Origin of the sequence: Nocardia sp. NPDC127526, from assembly GCF_042672265.1 — a bacterium.
In the GTDB taxonomy this organism is placed as follows: Bacteria; Actinomycetota; Actinomycetes; order Mycobacteriales; family Mycobacteriaceae; genus Nocardia.
Window position 1 is genome coordinate 43,082 of sequence record NZ_JBHXVO010000011.1, and the last position, 17,762, is coordinate 60,843.

General features: G+C 68.4%; 17 protein-coding genes and 1 pseudogene. 9 read left to right on the forward strand and 9 right to left on the reverse strand.

The features are described from left to right. The first annotated feature begins 42 nt into the window (after positions 1 to 42). From ACFVIV_RS19880 to ACFVIV_RS19895, 4 genes are all read left to right on the forward strand, one after another. Entirely contained in the window at positions 43 to 1,599 is a 1,557-nt protein-coding gene (locus tag ACFVIV_RS19880) for a glycoside hydrolase family 13 protein (protein ID WP_379198519.1), read from the forward strand. Between the two features lie 77 nt (positions 1,600 to 1,676). Further along, entirely contained in the window at positions 1,677 to 1,958 is a 282-nt protein-coding gene (locus ACFVIV_RS19885; RefSeq protein WP_379198291.1) for a hypothetical protein, read from the forward strand. A gap of 10 nt (positions 1,959 to 1,968) precedes the next feature. Continuing rightward, entirely contained in the window at positions 1,969 to 2,412 is a 444-nt protein-coding gene (locus ACFVIV_RS19890; RefSeq protein ID WP_379198293.1) for a DUF5130 domain-containing protein, read from the forward strand. 221 nt (positions 2,413 to 2,633) lie between these two features. After that, positions 2,634 to 3,011 carry a helix-turn-helix domain-containing protein gene (locus ACFVIV_RS19895; RefSeq protein WP_379198521.1) on the forward strand — a complete coding sequence of 126 codons (378 nt, stop codon included), beginning with the start codon at positions 2,634 to 2,636 and terminating at the stop codon, positions 3,009 to 3,011. Positions 3,012 to 3,088: 77 nt separating this feature from the next. Here ACFVIV_RS19895 and ACFVIV_RS19900 read toward each other — a convergent pair whose 3' ends face one another. Both ACFVIV_RS19900 and ACFVIV_RS19905 read right to left on the reverse strand, forming a co-directional pair. After that, on the reverse strand, positions 3,089 to 3,679 hold the full coding sequence (locus ACFVIV_RS19900) for a ClpP family protease (protein WP_379198295.1): 591 nt from the start codon (positions 3,677 to 3,679) through the stop codon (positions 3,089 to 3,091). Further along, the gene (locus tag ACFVIV_RS19905; RefSeq protein ID WP_379198297.1) at positions 3,679 to 4,275 is read right to left on the reverse strand and encodes a ClpP family protease; all 597 of its coding nucleotides are present in this window, start codon (positions 4,273 to 4,275) and stop codon (positions 3,679 to 3,681) included. Before ACFVIV_RS19905 ends, ACFVIV_RS19900 begins: the two co-directional genes overlap by 1 nt. Before the next feature lie 164 nt (positions 4,276 to 4,439). On the opposite strand from ACFVIV_RS19905, the gene ACFVIV_RS19910 reads away from it, so the two are divergent. Next, a complete protein-coding gene (locus tag ACFVIV_RS19910; RefSeq protein ID WP_379198299.1) occupies positions 4,440 to 5,045 on the forward strand; it encodes a maleylpyruvate isomerase family mycothiol-dependent enzyme in 606 nt (201 codons plus the stop codon). Here the strand turns inward: ACFVIV_RS19910 and ACFVIV_RS19915 are convergent. Continuing rightward, positions 4,981 to 6,276 (reverse strand): alpha/beta hydrolase-fold protein, encoded by a 1,296-nt coding sequence (locus tag ACFVIV_RS19915; protein ID WP_379198301.1) that lies wholly within the window; start codon positions 6,274 to 6,276, stop codon positions 4,981 to 4,983. The genes ACFVIV_RS19910 and ACFVIV_RS19915 overlap by 65 nt on opposite strands. A 243-nt stretch (positions 6,277 to 6,519) precedes the next feature. After that, positions 6,520 to 9,111: an aminopeptidase N gene (pepN, locus tag ACFVIV_RS19920; RefSeq protein ID WP_379198303.1), complete on the reverse strand. Its 2,592-nt coding sequence runs from the start codon at positions 9,109 to 9,111 to the stop codon at positions 6,520 to 6,522. Positions 9,112 to 9,415: 304 nt separating this feature from the next. On the opposite strand from pepN, the gene ACFVIV_RS19925 reads away from it, so the two are divergent. Beyond that, positions 9,416 to 10,258 (forward strand): phosphoribosylaminoimidazolesuccinocarboxamide synthase, encoded by an 843-nt coding sequence (locus ACFVIV_RS19925; RefSeq protein ID WP_379198523.1) that lies wholly within the window; start codon positions 9,416 to 9,418, stop codon positions 10,256 to 10,258. Between the two features lie 61 nt (positions 10,259 to 10,319). Here ACFVIV_RS19925 and ACFVIV_RS19930 read toward each other — a convergent pair whose 3' ends face one another. Further along, positions 10,320 to 11,003, reverse strand: coding sequence for an NAD(P)H oxidoreductase (locus tag ACFVIV_RS19930; RefSeq protein WP_379198305.1), 684 nt, complete (start codon positions 11,001 to 11,003; stop codon positions 10,320 to 10,322). A gap of 112 nt (positions 11,004 to 11,115) precedes the next feature. On the opposite strand from ACFVIV_RS19930, the gene ACFVIV_RS19935 reads away from it, so the two are divergent. Continuing rightward, a complete protein-coding gene (locus tag ACFVIV_RS19935) occupies positions 11,116 to 12,054 on the forward strand; it encodes an AraC family transcriptional regulator (protein WP_379198307.1) in 939 nt (312 codons plus the stop codon). Between the two features lies 1 nt (position 12,055). Here ACFVIV_RS19935 and ACFVIV_RS19940 read toward each other — a convergent pair whose 3' ends face one another. The 3 genes from ACFVIV_RS19940 to ACFVIV_RS19950 all read right to left on the reverse strand — a co-directional run bounded on the left by ACFVIV_RS19940 (position 12,056) and on the right by ACFVIV_RS19950 (position 15,034). Beyond that, positions 12,056 to 13,303 (reverse strand): RNA polymerase sigma factor, encoded by a 1,248-nt coding sequence (locus ACFVIV_RS19940; protein WP_379198309.1) that lies wholly within the window; start codon positions 13,301 to 13,303, stop codon positions 12,056 to 12,058. A 17-nt stretch (positions 13,304 to 13,320) separates the two neighbouring features. Beyond that, a complete protein-coding gene (locus ACFVIV_RS19945; protein WP_379198311.1) occupies positions 13,321 to 13,722 on the reverse strand; it encodes a YciI family protein in 402 nt (133 codons plus the stop codon). A gap of 91 nt (positions 13,723 to 13,813) precedes the next feature. Continuing rightward, on the reverse strand, positions 13,814 to 15,034 hold the full coding sequence (locus ACFVIV_RS19950; RefSeq protein WP_379198313.1) for an NAD(P)/FAD-dependent oxidoreductase: 1,221 nt from the start codon (positions 15,032 to 15,034) through the stop codon (positions 13,814 to 13,816). Between the two features lie 170 nt (positions 15,035 to 15,204). Between ACFVIV_RS19950 and ACFVIV_RS19955 the strand changes: the two genes are divergently transcribed. Then, positions 15,205 to 15,840 (forward strand): DsbA family protein, encoded by a 636-nt coding sequence (locus ACFVIV_RS19955; protein ID WP_379198315.1) that lies wholly within the window; start codon positions 15,205 to 15,207, stop codon positions 15,838 to 15,840. A 345-nt stretch (positions 15,841 to 16,185) separates the two neighbouring features. Here ACFVIV_RS19955 and ACFVIV_RS19960 read toward each other — a convergent pair. After that, a pseudogene (locus ACFVIV_RS19960) lies at positions 16,186 to 17,019 on the reverse strand (M48 family metallopeptidase); the annotation flags it as partial. Positions 17,020 to 17,288: 269 nt separating this feature from the next. Between ACFVIV_RS19960 and ACFVIV_RS19965 the strand changes: the two are divergent. Then, positions 17,289 to 17,762, forward strand: coding sequence for a ribose-5-phosphate isomerase (locus tag ACFVIV_RS19965; protein ID WP_379198317.1), 474 nt, complete (start codon positions 17,289 to 17,291; stop codon positions 17,760 to 17,762).

Sequence of the window (17,762 nt, forward strand, 5' to 3'; positions counted from 1 at the left end):
ACCGAAACATCCGCCGGGCCGGGGGCCGCGGCTGCGCAGGCAATGCCGTGGTGGCGATCGGCCGTCTTCTATCAGGTGTATCCCCGCTCGTTCGCGGACTCCGACGGCGACGGCGTCGGAGATCTCGGCGGGTTACGCGAAAAGCTCGGGTATCTGGAGCTATTGGGGGTGGACGCGCTGTGGATCTGCCCGATCATGCGCTCGCCCATGGCCGACGGCGGTTACGACGTGTCCGATCCGCGCGATGTGGACCCGCTCTTCGGCGGTATCGCGGCGCTGGACGAGGTCATTGCCGAGGCGCACGACCGGGGGATCCGGGTCACCATGGACCTGGTGCCCAATCACAGCAGCGATCGGCATCCGTGGTTCCGGGCCGCGCTGCGGGCCGGGCCGGGCAGTCCGGAGCGGGCCCGGTACTTCTTCCGCGACGGGCGCGGCCCGGATGGTTCTGTGCCGCCGAACAATTGGCCCAGCATCTTCGGCGGGCCGGCGTGGACCCGCGTCATCGAGGCGGACGGCCGGCCCGGGCAGTGGTATCTGCACATCTTCGCGCCCGAACAACCCGACCTGAACTGGGAGAATCCGGAGGTCGCCGCCGATTTCGAGCAGACCATGCGATTCTGGCTGGATCGCGGGGTGGACGGGTTCCGCATCGATGTCGCGCACGGCATGGCCAAGCCCGAGGGGCTGCCGGATATGGCCAACCCGAACTCCAAGATGTTCGGCCACGACGATGAGGACCCGCGCTTCAACAACCCCGGCGTGCACGAACTGCACCGCAAGATCCGCAAAGTCATGGACGAGTACCCGCACGCGGTGGCCATCGGCGAGGTGTGGGTGGACGACAACACCCGCTTCGGCGAGTACGTGCGACCCGATGAGCTGCATCTGGCGTTCAACTTCCGATTAGCCGAGACGCCTTTCCACCCGGACCGGATTCGGGAGGCCGTCGACCATTCGCTGTGCGCGGTCACGACGGTGGGCGCCAGCCCCACCTGGACGCTGTCCAATCACGATATCGAGCGCGAGGTCACCCGCTACGGCGGCGGCCCGGCCGGATTCGCGCGGGCGCGGGCCCTGATCCTGCTGGAGCTGGCCCTGCCGGGCAGCGTATTCGTCTACAACGGTGCGGAATTGGGCCTGCCCAATGTCGACGACCTGCCCGAGGCGGCCTTGCAGGATCCGGTGTGGGAGCGCTCCGGCCACACCGAGCGCGGCCGCGACGGGTGCCGGGTGCCGCTGCCGTGGGAGGGCGCGCAGCCGCCGTTCGGGTTCACCGCCGGCCGCCCCTGGCTGCCCATGCCGCCGTACTGGGCGCAGCTGACGGTGGAGCGGCAGCTCGAACGACTGGATTCCATGCTGTCGCTGTATCGGATGGCCATCGAATTGCGGTCCATGCGCCCGGAATTCCGCGGTCCGAGCCTGGAGTGGTACGGCAGCCCGCCCGGCTGTCTGGCCTTCCGGCGCGGCGGCGGACTGCTGTGCGTGCTGAACGCCACCGACGCTCCGATTCTGCTGCCCGCCGGCGAAGTGTTGCTGGCGAGTGCTCCTATTACCGCTAGAAAACTTCCGGCAAACTCTACGGCCTGGCTGATTTGACCGGGAACGCGACGACACGAGCGTGGGCTCGCTCACCGGTCTAGGGTGACGATCCGGGCATCGATTACCGTTGTGCCGTGAGCATTCTCCAGACAGTGCTGATCTATGTCGGCATCCCGGTTGCGATCTATCTGGTGATCGCTGGATTGTCGTTCCTCGGCAAGCCGCTGCCCGGCAAGAAGCCGGACCACTACGAACTCGGACAGCAGTGGACCCAGCCACCGGTGCTGTGGAGCGCGACCGACGAGGTGACCGGCGCCGGTCATCACGATATTGCTGAGTCGTCGCATGGCAATCATGCGGCTATCGAATCCGCCGAGGCGGACCTGATCGGAGGCCGGGCAAGTGGCAAGTTCTAATTGGCCCGCGGTGAACGCAGCCGACCTACCGCACGGCTACGCCATCACCACCAGCGGACGCGTATCCGGCGTGCACGAAGCCGGCGACGTCTTCAACGAGGTGCCCTTCACCGATCGTGAGCGCCTGCTCATGGACAACGCCCTCACCGACGCCACCCGCGCCACCAAGGTGCGCTTCAACATCTTCATCGGCGACCTCGGCGCGGACTCCGCCTCCGGCGCGGACGCCGTCTTCCCCGGAACCCCCGAGGCGGCCCGCTCCGTCCTCATCGCCGTGGACCCCAACACCGGTTCCGTCGAGGTCCGTTCCGGCCGTGACGTCGCCGAGCGCGCCAACGACCGCGTCTGCCAGCTCGGCGCCACCGCCGCGCTGAGCTCCTTCCGCCAGGGCGACCTGATCGACGGACTCGTCTCCGCCGTGCGCGTCATGGCCGCGGCCATCGGGCGAGTCTGACAACTCTCGTAGGGCTCTCAGGGGTTTCACCCCTGAAACCCCCGGGAAAAGGGTGAATTCAGGGGCTTCGCCCCTGAAACCCCGCAGGAGAGTGGGCGATACGGGATGCCCGGCTCCCGCCGCTCCGTGCGGGGCGGGTTGTACGCCCAGAGCGTAACTGGGGCTCGGGGGTGGGCCCGGCGATCTAGGCTCGGGGTATGTCCGAGCCTGCTGTTCCGGCCGTGCCGGAGTTTCCGCGTCTGCGTTCGATTCCCGGTGGGCGCGAAGAGAGGCCGCGGGAGCGGGTGGTGGGGGAGCCGTTGTGGCGGGAGGTGCTGGGGGAGCGGCTGCGGGCGTTGCGGCAGGAGCAGGGGGAGAAGCTCAGTGAGACGGCGGGGCGGGCCGGGATTTCGCCGCAGTATCTGTCCGAGGTGGAGCGCGGGCGCAAGGATCCGTCCAGTGAGATGATCTCGAATCTTGCGGGGGCGCTGGGGACCACGCTGGGGGAGCTCACCGGACAGGTGGCCGATGAGCTGCGCCGTCAGCGGATGGCTTTGATTTCCCGGCCGCCTGCGCATCATCGGCCTGCGGGGCCGGTGCTCATGGCCCTCGCCGCTTGAGTCACGCCGAGAGGGAACCGGTGGCGGCGTTTGTCGAGAAGAGGCCGCCACCAGTTCCCGGTCGGTGATGTTTCAGTTCATTCGCGGGGGCCGAGGATCTGGTCGACGAGGCCGTAGTCCAGGGCCGTTTGGGCGGTGAAGACGCGGTCGCGGTCGGTGTCGCGGCGCAGGGTTTCCAGGGATTGGCCGCTGTGCTTGGAGAGGATCTGCTCGATTTCGGCGCGCATGCGGACGATTTCATCGGCTTGGATGATGAGGTCGGGGATGGTGCCGCGGCCGCTGGCGGCGGGCTGGTGCAGGACCACGCGGGCGTGCGGGAGCATGGTGCGGCGGCCGGGCGAGCCACCCGCCAGCAACACCGCGCCCACCGCGATCGCCTGGCCGACGCAGGTGGTGACCACGGGGGAGTTGATGTGCTGCATGGTGTCGTAGACGGCGAGCATGGCGGACAGGTCGCCGCCCTCGCAGTTGATGTAGAGGTTGATGTCCTGGCCGGGGCTGTCGGCGTCCAGGTGCAGGAGCTGGGCGATGAGGGCATTGGCCACGCCGGAGTCGATGGGGGTGCCCAGGTAGACGATGCGCTCGGTGAGCAGGTGCGAGTACACGTCCATGATGCGTTCGCCGCGCGGGTGCTGGGCGATGACATTGGGGATGGTGTAGCTGGTCATCAGGAGATACCTACCTTGTGACGCTGGGGGACGACCTGCCAGAAGGAATCGACGATGGCATCGATGAATCCGTACTCGCGGGCCTCGGTGGCGGTGAACCAGCGATCGTGCAGCGAATCCTCGAAGATCTGGTCGTAGGACTGCCCGGTGTCCTCGGCGATGAGACCCAGGACGGTCTGCACGGTATGGCGCAGATCGCTGGCCTGGACCTCCACCTCGACGGCGCTGCCGCCGATGCCGGCCGAACCCTGATGCATGAGAATCCGGGCGTGCGGCAGCGCGAACCGCTTGCCGGGAGATCCGGCCGACAGCAGGAATTGCCCGGCGCTGCAGGCCAATCCGAGCGCCAGCGTGGATACCTCACAGGGCACCAGGCGCATGACATCGCGAATGGCGAGCATGGCCGGCACCGAACCGCCCGGCGAGTGGATCCACAGCGAGATCCCCGCCTCCGGATCCTCGGTCGCCAAGGTGAGCAGCTGCGTCATGAGCAGTGCGCCATTGTCGTCGTCGAGCGCGCCGTCGAGGACCAGAATCCGTCGGCTGAACAGTTGTTCGCGTGTGCGCCAGTTGAACATCGGCTTGTTGTCTCCCATGCACCCACCGTGCCGCAGCGGCCTCCCGGATTTCGCCCCACGCTGCTGTGAGCGGATCCGCTCACAGCAGCGTGGGGCGAAACCGCAGTTCAGCGCGTGGTCCGATGATTTTTCCCGGTGCGGTCCGTCTGCATCGATGACGCGCATCGACCTGGGAGGTACCCGTGGACCCCGAGCTGATCCCGACCTGGATTCGAACCGAGCGACTCGAGCTCGCCGACTTCCTGGACGACCTGACCGCGGCCGAATGGCGGCAGCCCTCACTGTGCGACGGCTGGACGACGCACGAGGTGCTCGCGCACATCACGCTGTCCAATCGGGAAACGGTGTGGGACACCGTGAAAGGAATCGTCCGCGCCCGCTTCGACTGGAACCGGATGACGGCCGATCAAGCCCGTGACCGCGCCGCGTCCTATACACCGGCGCAGCTGCTCGGCCAGCTGCGCGAAGCCGCGGGCACCATGAAGCGCGCACCGGGTGCGAGCCCGCTGGATCCGTTGGTGGACATCATCGTTCACGGCCAGGACATCGCCCGGCCGCTCGGCCGCACCTGGCGCACCCCTGTCGCCCGCGTGCTCCCCGCCCTGGACCAGGTTCTGGCCAGCCGCTTCTACGGCGCACCCAAGCGGGTGCGCGGATTGCGCTTGAGCGCCACCGATGCCGACTGGACCTACGGTGACGGCCCGGATGAACTCAGCGCCTCCGCTATCGATCTTCTGATGCTGGCGACCGGCCGGCTCCCCGTCGCGACGGTGCGTCCGCCGGCATAGCGCCGCACGGCTCGGCCAGCCCGCTCATCATGGCGGCGGCCCAGCAGGCGTAATCGTGCCCACCGGTGTAAACCTGCAACCGGCTTCGAAAACCTCTGTCCGACAACATGTCCTGGAGCCGGTGCAAATGCTCGGTGAGCAGCCCTTCATTCGATCCGGCGTCGATCAGGATGCGCACCGGTCCCACCGCCGCCGCTCCGAACTGCTCGAACAGCCACGAGTTCGAACTGTCGGTGTAGGTATTCGGATTCACACTCCCGTCGGGCCGCCACCACACCGACGGCGACTGCGCCAGCACGGCACCGTACACCTGCGGTGTCCACAGCGCGGCAGCCAGCGCCGTGAGCCCACCGAGGCTCTGCCCGCACAGCATTCGCCGCTCGCGGCCCGCCCACCGCACACCCGAGGACTCGGCGAACGGTATGAGCTCGTCCGCCAGCATCCGAACGAACCGCCGATTCGCGCCCAGCTGCCGCATCCGATCCTGCGGTGCCGCAGGCGATTCCACGCCGATGACGCCGACGGGTGCGCATCGGCCCGCACGTATCGCCGCGTCGATCGCGGCGGGCACATTGAAATCATCGAACCAGCGCTGCGCATCGAGCAGAACCAGCATCGCAAGCCCGCCCGCTGGCATCGGCCCGGCCGGAATATATTGCCGGATGCGATAGGTGTCCGCACCTGTCGCAGTGGTGAAGTCATAAGCCGAGAGCGTGCCCGCCGGCCGCGCCTCCATCTGCTTCCACTCGGCAAGCGAAGGCGCCGAAGGCAATTCGAGCACCGACCCGAAACCCCGGCCGCCGGAACTCCCGGAGCCGGGATTGTGCGGGTCCGGCATGACCCGCGCCATGAGCGCCTTCGCATCGAGATGCGCGGGAACACCATTGCCGAAGAAGCGATCCCGCTCGCCGAACGGATAGAACCGATAGCTGCTGCGCAGTGTGTCCGCAACATCGAAAGTAACGAACCACACATCGGTGCCCGAAAGCCGCCGCATCATCCCGTCGGCCACGCGGCCTTTGTCGGTCAGCCTGTTGACCAGCGCATAGACACCCGCGATCGGCTCCCGCTCACGCCACAGCAGCGTCACCAGCCAACGATCCGGCTCCCGCCCCGGCTCGATGAGCGGCATTCCGGACCCGATGATCTCATCCCAGAACTCATCGACAGCAGCGCTACCGCGAGCTCGCACCGCATGCAGCAGCTCGCGCAGCCGAGGGCTTTCCATCATCGTGGCGGGACCCTCCAGCGGTCCGGGTGCCCGTCGACGCGTCGAGCTGCGGCACCCGGCGAAGGATCTTCGCCCCGCGCACACACTGCCGAAGTGACGTCATCCGCGCCACCCGCAGCGGCACTCGAGACCTCGGCGGCCCACTGCTCCCGCGGCGTGCGGGGGCTTTCCATGGCCGGGCTCCTTATGGTTGGAAATGGCCGCGCCCCCTGCGGATTCCGCGGGGGCGCGAGCGGGTTGTCGTTACTGCTGGTCGAAGGCGCGGGCGCGCAGGGAGCGCTCGATGCCGGCCTTGCCCTCGATCACCAGGCGGCGCAGGGCCGGCGGGTGTTCGGCGGAGAGGAATTTGTCGGCGAGGGCGACGGCTTCCTCGGTGATGGCCCAGTGCGGGTACAGGCCGACGACCACGGTTTGGGCTACTTCGCTGGAGCGGCGCTCCCAGACGCCGGGGATTTCGGCGAAGTAGCGTTCGGTGAAGCCGGACAACAGGTTCGACTGGCCGACCGGGGCGAAGCCGCTGACGATGGCGCGGGCGGTGATGTTCGGAACCGTGTCGTCGTGCATGACGGTGGCCCAGGCCGATTCCTTGACACCGATCTGGGGGCGGGCCGTCCGGGCGGCGGCGGCCTGGCGGCGGCCGGCGGCGGTGGGGTCGCGCTCCAGTTCGGCGTCGATGACCGGGGACTGGGGGCCGTCGGCGTCGATGTCACCGGCCGCGGCGAGCGCCTGGATGAGGCGCCAGCGCAGGTCGGTGTCGACGGTCAGGCCGGGCAGGTTCGCGGCGGTGAGGTCGCCCTCGAGGATCTGGCGCAGCGCCTCGATGTGGCGGACCGCCAGCTTGGCGCCGGTGAGGGCGTTCACGAAGGCCAGCTGGTAGTCCGAGCCCGGCTCGGCGGCGCGGGCCAGATCCAGTACGCGGTCGGCGAACTCCGGCCAGCCGGTGGTCTCGGCCCAGGCCGGGTCGGCGTAGCTGGCCAGTGCGGTGTGCGCCTGCATGAGAAGGCGCTGCACCACACCGATTTCGGTCTCCTCACCCACGCCGCGCTGCACGAGCGCCACGAAGTCGCGGGCGCGCATCTCGGCCTGGCGGGTCATTTCCCAGGCGGCCGACCAGCACAGCGTGCGGGGCAGCGGTTCGGCGATATCGGCAATGCGGGCCACCACGGTCTCCAGCGAGGCCGGATCCAGGCGGACCGAGCAGTAGGTGAGGTCGTCGTCATTGACCAGCACCAGCTTGCCCTGCGCGACGCCGACCAGCTCGGGCACCTCGGTGCGCTCGGCCGGGTGGATATCGAGCTCGACGCGCTTGGTGCGCACCAGCTTTCCGTCCTGCTCGTCGTACACGCCGATGGCCAGGCGGTGCACGCGGCGCTCACCGGCGCCGGGCGCGGCCCCTTCCTGGATGACGCTGAACGAGCTGTACTTGCCGTCGGCGTCCACGGTGAAGTCGGGGCGCAGGATGTTCAGGCCGGTGGTCTTGAGCCACTGCGCACCCCAATCCGACAGATCGCGCCCGGACGCCTTCTCCAGCGCGCCCACCAGATCGTCGAAAGTGGCATTGCCGTAAGCGTGTTCGGTGAAGTATTCGCGCAGGCCCGCCAGGAACGGCTCCTCGCCGACATAGGCCACCAGCTGCTTGAGCACCGACGCGCCCTTGGCATAGGTGATGCCGTCGAAGTTCACCTCCACCGCCGCCAGATCCGGAATGTCCGCCGCGATCGGGTGGGTCGAGGGCAGCTGATCCTGCCGGTACGCCCAGGACTTCTCGACATTGGCGAAAGTGGTCCAGGCATTGGTGTATTCGGTCGCGCTCACCTGGCACAGCACCGAGGCGAAGGTGGCGAAGGATTCGTTCAGCCACAGATCGTCCCACCACTTCATGGTGACGAGATCACCGAACCACATGTGCGCCATCTCGTGCAGCACCGTCTCGCAGCGGCGCTCGTACGACGCGCGAGTCACCTTGGAGCGGAACACGTAATCCTCGAGGAAGGTGACCGCGCCCGCGTTCTCCATGGCGCCCGCATTGAATTCGGGCACGAACAGCTGGTCGTACTTGCCGAAGGCGTACGGCACACCGAAATTGGCGTGATAGAAGCCGAAGCCCTGTTTGGTCTCGGTGAAAAGCCGTTCGTGGTCCATGAATTCGGCCAGCGAGGCGCGGCAGTAGATGCCCAGCGGGATATCGCCGTGCTCGTCGACATAGGTGTCGGTCCACTTGGCGTACGGCCCGGCGATGAGCGCCACCAGATAGGTGCTCATCCGCGGCGTGGTGTCGAAGGTGTGCTCGACCACGGTGCCGATCTTGCGGGTCGAGGTGGTCGCGCCATTGGAGATGACCTCCCAGTCCTCCGGCGCGGTGACGATCAGATCGTAGGTGGCCTTGAGGTCCGGCTGGTCGAAGCAGGCGAACATCCGCTTGGCGTCGGCGGTTTCGAACTGCGAGTACAGGTAGACCTTGTTGTCGGTGGGGTCGACGAAACGGTGCAGGCCCTCACCGGTGTGCGAGTACTCGCAGTCGGCCTCGACCACCAGTTCATTGCGCTCGGCGAGCCCGGTGAGGGTGATGCCCTTGGACTCGTCGTAGTCGCTGACATCCACCGGCGTCCCGTTCAGGATTGCCGAGCGCACGCCCGCGCCCACGATGTCGACGAAGGTCTGCGCACCGGGCGTTGCCGTGAACTTCACCGTCGAGCGCGAGAAGAAGGTTTCACTCCGCGTGGCCTCGGCGCTGGTGGGCTGCCCGGTCAGATCCAATTCGACGCGATAGTTCTCCACCTGGACCGTCGCGGCGCGTTCGATCGCCTGCTCGCGGGTGAGATTCGGTGCGGACAAGGGGGCTCCTTCGCTCTCGGAGTACTGTGCCGTGCGTTCACGCAGCGGTGCGGGCGACGCTGCCCACCGTCATGCGGTGCGCCCACCCGGACCCGGAACAATTCTCCACTCGGCGCCACGGGCGCAGACGCAACGCAGCCCAGCTTGCCACGTCGCCGGACCGGTTGGCGGGCGCATGCCGAGACCTGATCATTCGCCGCCGCGGCGGCGGTCCCGCCGCCGGGTGCTCGCCGGGCTGCGGGCCGCCGGACGGCCGTCGGTAGGCTGTGCGGCGCAGCGCCCGTCCGCGCTGTTCCGCGCCGCTATGAGGAGGACCACGTTGAAGCACATCCACGCCGGTAAGGTGCGCGACCTGTACGAGGACGGCGATGAGCTGATCCTGGTCGCCTCCGATCGGGTGTCGGTGTACGACGTGGTGCTGCCCACCCCGATCCCGGACAAGGGCGCGATGCTCACCCAGCTGTCGAACTGGTGGTTCGAGTTCTTCGCCGATGTGCCCAACCACCTCGTCTCCACCACCGACGTGCCCGCCGAGTTCGCCGGCCGCGCCGTGCGCGCCAAGAAGCTGACCATGGTGAAGGTCGAATGCATTGCCCGCGGCTACCTGACCGGCTCCGGCCTGGCCGAGTACAAGCGCACCGGCGCGGTCTCCGGCATCGCGCTGCCGCCGGGCCTGCGTGAGGGCGACAAGCTGCCCGAACCCATCTTCACCCCGACCACCAAGGCCGAGGTCGGCACCCACGACGAGTTCATCACCTTCGACGATGTGGTGAACCAGGAGGGCAAGGAGGTCGCCGAGCAGCTGCGCGACCTGACCCTGCAGGTGTACTCGCGCGGCGCCGAGCACGCGGCCGCCCGCGGCGTCATCATTGCCGACACCAAGCTCGAATGGGGTTGGGACGGGGACACTCTCACCCTCGCCGACGAAGTCCTGACCTCCGACTCCTCCCGCTTCTGGCCCGCCGACTCCTACGAGCCCGGCCGCCCGCAGGCCTCCTTCGACAAGCAGTTCGTGCGCGACTGGTCCACCTCGACCGGCTGGAACAAGGAAGCCCCCGGCCCGGAGATCCCGGCCGATATCGTCGAGGCCACCCGCCGGAAGTACATGCAGGCCTACGAGCTGATCACCGGCCGGTCCTGGAGCTGATCGGGTAGCACCGCTCGGAAGCACGGCCGCGCATCCCCCGCGGATGCGCGGCCGTCGTGCTTCAGGCCGGAACCCGGTCCAGCGCAACGAATTCGTCGACGTAGCCCAGGGCGCGCTCCTCGAGCGCCGCGAAGTGGGCCTCGCGGGCCGCGCCGGCGACCGCGTCACCGATGGACAGATTGCCCGCGGCGTCGACGCGCTGCGGGCGCTCCTCGGCGTCGGGAACGATGGCGACGGTGGACTGGCTGAAGCCGCAGTAGTAGGCGATGCCGGCGCTGAGCTGGTTGTCCAGCACCTGCCGCATGGCGGGGATGATGGCGTCGTCCTCGGTGGCGCCCGCCAAGCCCAGCCACAGCATGCGCTTGCCGGCCAGGCGCGGCTTGCTGCGGCCGTAGGCGAAGCCGTAGTTCCAGACCCGGTCGATCCAGCCCTTGAGCAGGGCCGGAACGCTCTGCCAGTAGATCGGGAAGACCGCGACGACGAGCTCGGCGGCGAGAATACGGCGCATGTGGGCCTCGGTCTCCTCGGAGTAGACCTTCTCCCGATTGCCCCAATCGGGCTGATCGGCGACCGTCATGCGCGGATCGAAGCCCTCGGCGTGCAGGTTGAGCAGGTCGACGGTGTAGCCCTGCGCCTCCAGTCGCTGCGCGGTGCGACCGGCCAGATACGCTGTAAGCGAATCGTCGCGATGATGCGAGACCACCACGAGAGCGGTGCGGGCGCTGGGGTTTTCGGTCTGCGACATGGGGTTCCTCCTGCGATGCGATCTTGTTCGGTAGAACCAGTACATCCGGAATGGCGTGGACGTTCCATGGGAGAAACTCTTCGATGGATAGGAGTTCGTCTACGCTCGAGGTGTGGACCCCTTGAGTTGCTTGTTGAGCGGCATTCGCGCCGAAGGCTCGGTCGTCACCTCCGCGGTGCTGGACGGCCCGTGGACCATTCAATTCGCCGACCGCGCCCCGCTGACCATGATCAGCGTCTTCCGCGGCGGCGGCACCCTCATCCTCGCCGACGGCACCCGCACCCGGATCACCATGGGGGACACCGCGATCGTGCAGGGTCCCGAACCCTTCCGCCTGGTCGACGACCCGGATTCGCTCACCGGCCCGCCCACCGAATACGAAATCTCCTGCTTCACTTCGGGTGAGGACTGCTGCGGTGAGGAACTGCGCGGAATCCGCTGGGGCAGTGACCAACCGGAGGCGACGGCCCTGGTGGTGGGCGCCTACAAGACCTCGGCCCGCCGGCATGACCGGCTGCTGCGGGTCTTGCCGAAGGTCCTGGTGATCAGCGAGGAGACCGACGTCTGCCCCTGGCTGGAGGCCGCTGCGAGCGATGCCGCCAAACTGAGCGCCGGATCCCAGGCCATGATGGACCGCCTGCTGGACTGGGGACTGGTGTGCACGCTGCGCACCTGGTTCGAGCAGGCGGGCGCGGACGCCCCGCATTGGTATCGCGGTATGGCCGACGAGATCGTGGCCCCGGCCTTGCAGGCCATCCACACCTACACCGGCAAGGGTTGGACGGTGGCCTCTCTTGCCGCCGAATCCGGTGTCTCCCGAGCGCTTTTCGCCAAACGCTTCGCCGCGGTCATGGGGCGGCCGCCGCTGAACTACCTCACCGAGACCCGCATGGACGAGGCCGAGGAACTGCTCGCCGACACCGACCTGACCGTCGCCCAGGTCGCCAAGAAGGTCGGCTACGCCGACGCTTTCGGCTTCAGCGCCGCCTTCAAGCGCTATCGGGGCGTGAGCCCCAAGGCGTTTCGCAGCTCGGCGACGGTCGCGGCCTGAGCTACGCGGTGCGCAGTTGCGCGGCGCGCAGGGTGAGGTAGTTGCGTTCGGGCGTGCTGGTGGTGCGGTTGGCGGCGGCCAGATAGTGAGCGATGGCGCGGTCGCGGTCGCCCGACATCTCGTAGAGATGGCCGCGGACCGCGTCGAGCCGGTGTGAGCCGGACAGCGTGTCGTCGAGCGTGGCGGCCAGCTCCAGCCCGGCCTGCGGGCCGTGCACCATGGCGGTGGCCACGGCCCGGTTCAACGTCACCATCGGATTGGGCGCCACGGCTTCGAGTTTGTTGTACAGCACCAGGATTCGCCCCCAATCCGTATCCTCCGCCCGCCCGGCCTGGGCGTGCAGGGCGGCAATGGCGGCCTGGATCTGATACGGCCCGGTGAGGCCGGTGGACAGCGTCGCGGTGACCAGCTTGACGCCCTCGAGTCCGGCGGCGCGATCCCAGCGGCCGCGATCCTGCTCGGCCAGCGGGATGAGCTCGCCGTGCGCACCGGTGCGGGCGGCGCGGCGGGCATCGGTGAGCAGCAGCAGCGCCAGCAGGCCGGTGACCTCGGTGTCGCCGGGCAGCAGGCGATGCAGGGCGCGGGTCAGGCGGATGGCCTCGGCGGCGAGGTCGGCGCGGTGCAAGTGCGCGCCGGTCGTGGTGTGGCCCTCGGTGAAGATCAGATACAGCACGTGCAGGACGGCCCCGACGCGTTCCCGCCAGGCGGCCGGATAGGCGTCGTCCTCGCCCGGCATGGCGAAGGGCCGGTCGACGCTCGCGAGGCGCTTCTTGGCGCGCGAGATGCGCTGCGCCATGGTCGATTCCGGGATCAGGAAGGCGCGGGCGATCTCCTCGGTGGTGAGGCCGCCCACGGCGCGCAGCGTCAGCGGAATGGAGCTCGCCGCCGACAGCACCGGATGACAGCACAGGAAGAACAGGGTGAGACTGTCGTCGCGGTCGGCATCGCCGTCGGACAGCACATCGGCCGGCATCGGGACTTCCCGGAGCGCGTCGGCGGCCTCGCGATTGCGGCGCGCCACCTCGGCGCGAATCGTATCGACCAGCCGGCGCTGGGCGACCGAGATCAGCCACGCGCGCGGATGTTCCGGCAGCCCCTGCTCGGGCCATTGCGTCGCCGCGGCGAGCATGGCCTCCTGCAGAGCGTCCTCGGCGGCGTCGAAATCCCCATTGCGGCGCATGAGCACGCCGAGGACCTGCGGCGCGAGTTCGCGCAGCAGGTCGTCGACTTCATAGGTAGCGGCAGACATCGGCGGATCGGGACCGGCTAGACCTCGGTGGAGGGAGCGCTCATGATCGCCCGCACCTCGATGTACTCGCCGATCGGCTTACCGCCCGGGCCGGGACCCGCCGAGGCTTTGGCCGCGATCTCGATGGCCCGCTCCGGGCTGTCCACATCGACGATCCAGTAGCCGGCCAGGAATTCCTTGGTCTCCGGGAACGGGCCGTCGGTGACCACCGGCGCGGACCGCCCGTCCGAGCTGACCAGCCGGGCCTCGTCCGGACCCGCGAGACCCTGGGCGTCGATCAGCTCACCGGATCTGGCCAGTTCCTGGCCGAGGACGCGCTGGAAGTCGATGTGCGCCTGGATCTCCTCCATCGTCCACTCGGTGATCGGGGTATCGCAGTGGGCGGCGGGGCCGTAGGTCTTCAGCAGCATGTATTTCACGGTGGAGCTCCTCGATTCCGAGCGCCGCGGTGGCGCTCTCGCGGAGAGGTCGGAACCCCGCCCGCATTTTCGACATACTTTCGCCGGGCGGCTACAGCGGTGCGCCCGTATCGGCCAATCGTTGCGGATCGACCGGGTCGCCGCTGAGTATCAGTTCCTTGATCCGCTCGGTCACGTCCCAGACATTGACGTTCATGCCCGCCAGCACCCGATTGCCGGAATCCAGCCAGAACGCCACGAACTCGCGCTTGCCCAGATCGCCCCGCACCACCACGCGGGCCTCCCGGCCCGGGGCCACGTAGCCGGTGTACTCCATGCCGAGGTCGTATTGATCGGTGAAGAAGTAGGGCAGCCGGTCGTAGACGGCCTGCTTGCCCATCATGGTGGCCGCCGCGACCGCGGGCTGATTGAGCGCATTGGCCCAGTGCTCCACCCGGATTCGCTGCCCCAGCACCGGATGCTGCTGATCGGCGATATCGCCGACGGCGACGATATCCGGATCGCTGGTGGCCAGGCTCTCGTCCACCAGGACACCGCCCTCGGCGGCCAGGCCGCTGTCCACCGCGAGCTCGATATTCGGCCGCGCGCCGACCGCCACCAGCACGGCGTCGGCATCGATGACGGTGTCGTCGGCCAGCTTGACGCCGGTGGCGCGGCCGTCGGCGGTCACGATCTCGGCGACCTTGGTCTCGCAGCGCAGGTCCACGCCGTGATCGCGGTGCAGTTGCGCGAAGACCGCGCCCATCTCCGGGCCCAGGGCGTTCTGCAACGGCACCGGCAAGGTCTCCAGCACCGTGACCTCGAGCCCGGCATTGCGGGCCGCGGCCGTCACCTCCAGCCCGATCCAACCGGCCCCGATCACCACCAATTTCCGTGCGGCGCGGAACATCTCCAGCAGCGCCTCGGCGTCCTCGGCATTGCGCAGCGTGTGCACCCCGGTCGCATCGGAGCCGGGTATCGGCAGGGTGCGCGGCCGGGATCCGGTGGCCAGCGCCAGCTTGTCGTAGTTCAGGGTCGTACCGTCCGGCAGCGCAACGGTTTTGGCTGCGCGGTCGACCGCGGTGACGGTGGTGCCCAGCAGCACCTCGACATGGTGATCGCGATACCACTGCGCCGGGTCGACAATGGCGTCCTCGGGCGTCTTCTTGCCCAGCAGGCAGTCCTTGGACAGGGGCGGCCGCTCGTAGGGCAGCCGCTCCTCCGCGCAGATCAGATGCACGGTGCCGTCGAAATCATTGGCTCGCAAGGCCTCCGCGAGCTTGGCCGCCGCGAGTCCGCCGCCCGCGATCACGAACCTGGAATTGGTGGTCATGGCCGAACCTCCCTGCACCGCGCACAGCGGCCGACGACGATGAGGCTTGATGACCCGACCCTAACGCGCGGTTGCGGGGCCCCGGCGGAAATACCGGGAAGAATGTCCGTTGTTGCGCATGGAGTACGGCCGTCCCCACCGGCCGCGACCTGACGTGAAAGGAAGCTCTCGTGAGCGACGCCAAGAAGGACCGGGTTGATTTCTGGTTCGACCCGCTGTGCCCGTGGTGCTGGATCACCTCCCGCTGGATCCTCGAGGTCGAGCAGGTCCGCGATATCGAGGTCCAGTTCCATGTGATGAGCCTGTCGGTGCTCAATGAGGACCGCGAGGACCTGCCCGAGCAGTACCAGGAACTCATGCGGACCGGCTGGGGTCCGGTGCGCGTGGCCATCGCCGCCGCCCAGGCCCACGGCGACAAGGTGCTGCCGCCGCTCTACGCCGCGCTCGGCACCCGCCTGCACAATCGCCGCGCCGAGTACGAAGGGCGCGAGGACCTGCTGAAGGTCGTCATCGCCGAATCGCTCGCCGAGGCCGGTCTGCCCGCCGAGCTCATCGAGGCCGCCGACAGCACCGACCACGACGAGGCCCTGCGCGCCTCGCATCACGCCGGGATGGACAAGGTCGGCAAGGATGTCGGCACCCCGACCATCCACGTCAACGATGTGGCCTTCTTCGGGCCGGTGCTCTCCCGCATTCCGCGTGGTGAAGAGGCGGGCAAGGTGTGGGACGGCGTCGTCGCCCTCGCCTCCTACCCGCACTTCTTCGAGCTCAAGCGCACCCGCACCGAAGACCCGGAATTCGACTGAGCCCGGTGGAACGGGTCCGGGACCGACTCCCGGACCCGTTCAGCTGGAAGAACTCGAGCTCGAGTCCGAGGAGCCCGAGGAACTGCCCGAGCCGGACCAGTCCGAGGAACCGGGCTCGGACTGCGACGGGGTCTGATATCCACCGGAATCGGACGGGCGACCCTCGCCGTAGCCACCAGGACCGGCCCAGCCGCTGTCGCCGTATCCGCCGGGAGAGTAGGGCGACGGGCCGCCGTACCCACCGGGGTCGGGGTACGGCATGGATCCGCCGCCGGGTCCGCCGACGCTGTACTGGATCGGCGCGCCACCGTAACCGCCCGGGTACGGGTACCGACCCTGCGGCCCTTGCGGATACGGCGGATACCCGTACGGCGGCGGAGCCAGCGGCGGCTGCGCGGGCGCGCTCGGGCGCAGGAACAGCCGGCCGTGGCGGCTGCGGTCGCGCAGCGCCCACATGCGCCAGGTCAGCACCGGATGGCTGGACATGGCATTGACGAACCAGACGAAGCCGCCCTTCTCGGCGGCGGCGCGATCGGCCATCTCGTCGAAGCCGACCAGGCTGTTGAGGTACTTGCCCGCCGCCAGGGTCTGCATGGCGGCCGGCGCGCCCGTATGCCGGTTGCAGTAGCCGTAATTGTCGGCCGTGTACTCCTGCGAGCGGATCAGCGAACTCCCCAGCACCGGCAGGAACGGCACCAGGAACATGCCGAACTGCCGCCAGTACGAGACATGCCCCGCCGCGATGTGCCCCACCTCGTGGCCGATGATGAACGCCAGCGCATCGGGTTGCCGTGCGGCGCCGCCCACTTCGAACAGATCGCTGTACACCGCGACGAACCGGCGGAACCCGTGCCCCGAGGCGAAGGCATTGATGGCGCCATTGCCGAGCACCACGTACGCGTCCGGCGGCTTCTTCATCCCGAGCCGCGCCGCCGCCTCCTGCACCATCCGATAACCCTCGGGAAACTGCGTCGGCGACATCTTCACGCCATTGACCCGCAGCGTCGCGTAATTCATACCGCGCCCGATCCACAGCAGCACCGGCGCGAACACCATCAGCAGCACATAGTCGTTCAACGATCCCGTGACCAGCATCAGCAACGCGAACAAATACACCAGCGCCGTCGTCACCACCACGACCACCAGCAGCGGAATCTCCCAGCTGTGCCGCGCCGGCATCCCGAACGGCGACAACCCCCGCGTCTGCTGATGCGGCGGAACCTGCGGCGGCGAATACGGCACCTGTGCCGCCCACCCCGGCGGCCCCACCTGCGGATTCCACCCGGACATGCCGGTCACCGGATTCCACCCCGGCCGCTCACCGGCCGGAGGACCCCCCGCATGCGCGGCCGGCGGTACTGACTGATCGTCGGACGTCATGACCTGCACTCTAGTTCGGTCACGGCCCCTGCGGTTTTCCGTGAGCCGGGCCCTGACAGAATCGGGCCATGCGCGTATACCTGGGTGCCGACCATGCCGGCTTCGAACTGAAGAACCACGTCAAGGCTCACCTGGAGGGCCAAGGCCACGAGGTCGTCGATTGCGGCGCTCTCGAATACGACGCCCTCGACGACTACCCGGCCTTCTGCATCGAGGCCGCCCGCCGCACCGTCGCCGACCCGGGCTCCCTGGGCCTGGTCTTCGGCGGCTCCGGCAATGGCGAGCAGATCGCCGCCAACAAGGTCCCCGGCGCCCGCTGCGCCCTGGCCTGGAGCGTCGAGACCGCCAAGCTGGCCCGCGAGCACAACAACGCCCAGCTGATCGGCATCGGCGGCCGCATGCACCCGCTCCCCGAGGCCCTCGCCATCGTCGACGCCTTCCTCACCACCGCCTGGTCCGGCGAGGAGCGCCACCAGCGCCGCATCGACATCCTGGCCGAGTACGAGAAGACCGGCATCGCCCCGGCCGTCCCCGCGTACTGA